Origin of the sequence: Microcystis sp. M49636_WE2, from assembly GCF_030065375.1 — a bacterium.
GTDB classification, from domain to species: domain Bacteria; phylum Cyanobacteriota; class Cyanobacteriia; order Cyanobacteriales; family Microcystaceae; genus Microcystis; species Microcystis aeruginosa_C.
This window is the reverse complement of the sequence record NZ_JASJFG010000284.1, coordinates 1-3,854: the sequence shown is the minus strand read 5'-3', so window position 1 is coordinate 3,854 and position 3,854 is coordinate 1. Positions and strand designations below refer to the sequence as shown.

At 45.3% G+C, this 3,854-nt stretch carries 2 protein-coding genes; one reads left to right on the top strand and one right to left on the bottom strand.

Annotated features, from left to right (window positions below):
- Positions 1-159 precede the first annotated feature (159 nt).
- Positions 160-2,856, bottom strand: a complete 2,697-nt coding sequence (locus tag PX484_RS06800) for a CBS domain-containing protein (RefSeq protein ID WP_287767233.1) — start codon at positions 2,854-2,856, stop codon at positions 160-162.
- A 113-nt stretch (positions 2,857-2,969) separates the two neighbouring features.
- Here PX484_RS06800 and PX484_RS06795 point away from each other — a divergent pair, with 113 nt between their 5' ends.
- Positions 2,970-3,419, top strand: a complete 450-nt coding sequence (locus tag PX484_RS06795) for a CopD family protein (protein ID WP_287767235.1) — start codon at positions 2,970-2,972, stop codon at positions 3,417-3,419.
- The last annotated feature ends 435 nt before the right edge of the window (positions 3,420-3,854 follow it).

Here is a 3,854-nt window from a genome sequence, read left to right as displayed (position 1 = left end):
GTGGGGTGTGGGGTGTAGGGTTTTACCGATTCTCATCTGGTCAATTACCTAATTTTCAGAGAAAAAGTCCCAGAATTTTCCCCCTATCTCTCCCACAACTGGTACTTTTTGATTGACAAAAAGTCTAAAAGTCTTACCCAATAAGGTTTTTAGATTTATTCAGCAAGCCCGAGTTAATCTAGCAATAAAAGCCATAGCTTCGCTTTTATTGCTGACTATTCCATCTAAAGTTGCCCCCAACACCGCCGCAAGTAACGATTTAAACTGGGGACCCGGTTGATAACCCAAAGCTTTTAGGTCATTGCCGTCGATAGGAGCCTCAATCTGCGACCATTTAGTTAAATATTGCCAGATTAAACCCCGAATCCTAGTCTCACTCCTCACCGCCACCAATAACAAACTAGGAACCTGATAACCATTGAAAAAGCTGACAATTTGACTAACGGGTCGATCATAAGCAAAATTATTGCTAATCTCCTTTTCCATAACTTCTAGTTTTTGTAAACGCTCCACAGTATCTTTGGGCAATTGTAAATTATTAGCGATCGCTATTCTTTCCCCCACAGCCAGAGAAGCGATTAATAATTCCAACCGCATTAACCAAGCATTCACCGGCAATTCCAGACTTAAACAATCTAACCAACGACTGAGACAGCGCAATTGTCGCCATAAAGCCCGATTTAAACTTAAATCCCCGTGTAAACAGTGCAAAGCCCCCAAATCGGCCAACTTTTCTAAGGCACTTTCCCAGTAATCCGCCTCTAAAATATAATTCAACTCCGCTTTTAAACGGGACTGTAAAGCGGGTGCATTCTGATTTTGTTGCCGTGAGCGATCATAAACTCCACTTTCGATCGCATACCTAATATAGTTTTCTGTCAAGGGTTCAATAACAAATCCTAACCGAGTGGCAAAACGCACCGCTCGATAGATGCGCGTCGGATCCTCAATAAAACTATTAGCGTGGAGAACCCGAATTTCTTGAGCGCGTAAATCCAACATACCGCCAAAAAAGTCGAGTAATTCCCCCTCTTTCGGCGAAGTTAGGCGAATTGCCAGAGCATTAATTGTAAAATCCCTTCTATACAAATCCTGTCGAATCGAACTAGCCTCCACTTGGGGATTACTGGCGGGATAGGGATAGAATTCCGTGCGTGCCGTGGCGATATCCACCCATAACGAGCCAAAACGCTCATCTTTGTGCCATAACAAAGCCGCCGTCTGAAATTCCCCGTGAATCGATAACCGGGCCCCCGGATAAATTTCGCGTAAACAATTAGCCAATTCTACCCCCGCACCCACACCGGCGGCACGATGGCAGCCATCCACCACTAAATCGATATCCTGTAACAATAAAGTATCCCTTTCTGTGGCTAACAATAAATCGCGCACTGCACCCCCAACCAGATAGAGATGCCAACCGCGTTTTTGAGCGGCAGTGGCGGCAGCTTGCAGGAATGACCATAAAACCGGCTCTAAACGCTCTTTAATCGTCGGTAAAAGACAGGAAACCAAAGCAACCCCTTCAAAACGCACCCGCTCATTTTGATGAATCTGTCTTAATACATCTGTACGAGTGACGATACCGACTAACTGCCCGTTTTCTAGTACAGGTAAACGCCCCAAATCGTACGTTACCATCAGTGACTCGATTTCCTGAAGGGAAGTGTCGGGGGTAATAGTTTTCGGATTACAAGTCATGTATCCCTTCACGGGAGAGCGAGAAAAGCCGTGATGGAGAGCTAAATCGAGGTCACGACGAGAAATCACCCCAACTAAGCGATCCTGCTCATCTACCACCGATAAACCCGAATGGCCGTAACGGAAAAGGATGCGCTCGGCTTGAGATATGGAAGTATCGGGACGAATTGTCCGCACCGGAGAAGACATTAAATCCCTAGCAGTGGGAGAAGGAGGAATTTGAGCAATTAAGTCCCCCAGTAGTTGGTTTAACTGTTGAACTGGCTGAACATCGCGAAAACTCACCGAAGCGGCCTGAGCATGACCACCGCCGTTATAGGGGGAAAAAAGCTGATATAGATTCACTCCATCGATTCTAGAGCGACCAATCACAGTTAAACGCTGTCGGGACTTATCTTCCTCGTCTTTACTATAACTATGGCCGAAAAGTAGTGCATCACTATCGGATAATTCCAGTAGGCGCTCGGCCAGACTAGACAAACCGGGGATAAAATCGGCAGTATGGAGGAGAACGTGGGCGATTTTACGGTCATGGATCGTTTTAATCTCTAGATTTTCCCAAGCAAGGCTAAATAACTCCTGTAAGCGCGGGGAAAAACTCGGTTGACAGTATTGGGCGATCGTTTTAATGTTAGCAGCACAGGTCATTAACCAAGCCAAAGCATAGGCATCCCTGGGGGTACTACCGGCAAAAGTCAGGGAACCCGTGTCAACGTGAATACCGAGTGCCATTACCGTCGCTGCCATCGAGTTTGGTTTAATCTGGGCTTTTTGTAAAGCTTCGACAATTAAAGTCGTGGTAGCTCCCACCCCTTCTAAATGGACGCTAGAGGCATGAATATCGCTTTCACTATCTAAATGATGATCATACAATTCGATCGCCTGTAAATGCCCTAAATCGAGCCACTGGGAGGCTTTTCCCAGACGCTCCCGCCACTGATTATCAACGATAATTAAAGAGCGAATACGGTCCGGATTGACACTACGCATTTCAATTAAAGCAAATTCATCCCGATGCAGGGCTAAAAATTCCCTTACTGTTGGGTGCGCTCCCCCCGTTAAAACAATGCGACTACCCGCTTTCAGCAACGATAAACCCACCGCTGCCCCCAAAGCGTCAAAATCCGCCGTTTGATGACATAAAATTAAATCCATATTTTTTAGTAAGGAGAAGTTATCAGGATTTTTTCTGTATCTATTGTTACTAAATGCTCGGCAATAACCGGGTCAAGTACTATAAGTTAGCAAATCTTGACCAAGAGAAACCCATGTTGTTCAAAATTTTAGTAATTCTCCACACCCTAGGGGCGACCGTCTGGGCCGGTGGTCATTTATTGTTGGCAGTCACCGTTCTACCCCAGGCCCTCAAAAACCGAGAACCAGACCGAATTCGTCAATTTGAGCAATATTTTGAGGGTTTTGGGTTGTCTGCGCTATTGTTGCAGGTAATAACGGGCCTAGGACTGACTTGGATTTATTTGCCCGGTTTTCGTAATTTTTGGTCATTTGATAGTTTTTTGTCGGTTTATATAGGAATTAAGTTAGCTTTACTGCTATTAACTCTCATCTTGGCCCTTCATTCCCGCTTTTTTCTCCTTCCTCAACTGAGCGAGGAAAACTTAAATTTCCTCGCCCTGCACATAGTCGCCGTCACCACTCTAGCAGTATTATTCGTCATTTTTGGCGCCGGCATCCGTTTGGGCGGGCTTGACCATTAGCTTTTAGCAGTTCAGCAGTCTGGATATCTTTCTAGGCTAGGTTTGGCGAAAACGCAAAAACACGGTAATCTGGGCAAGGAATCACAGGGAGTCAATTACCCCACCTAACCCCTTGCCCTGCTGCTTTTGGCAAGGATAGACACTGGAAAAAAATTTTAAGACCCGCTGCGGCTGGGTAGTCAGTGGCAGTAGAATTAAAATGCTCGTGGATTCGGTCTGACGGGGATATCTCCTTTAACCCCTGATTCAGGGGGGAGTTAGAGGAAGGGTCGTCCGGTTAAGTTGATTGGAAGTGAGGCTCTTCCATACAAGTATCAAATCTGGGAGAATTATCTAAATAAACATCAACTGCTTTAGGAGAACCCAATCATGTCTATTGTTTTTCAATTTTTTCTCATTGCCTTAGTTTTATTTTCCTTGCTGATGGTGATTGGT

What these genes read in the sequence shown, in the direction of transcription:
- PX484_RS06800 (WP_287767233.1), bottom strand. Translation starts at nt 2,856, where the DNA reads ATGGATTTAATTTTATGTCATCAAACGGCGGATTTTGACGCTTTGGGG.
- PX484_RS06795 (WP_287767235.1), top strand. Translation starts at nt 2,970, where the DNA reads ATGTTGTTCAAAATTTTAGTAATTCTCCACACCCTAGGGGCGACCGTC.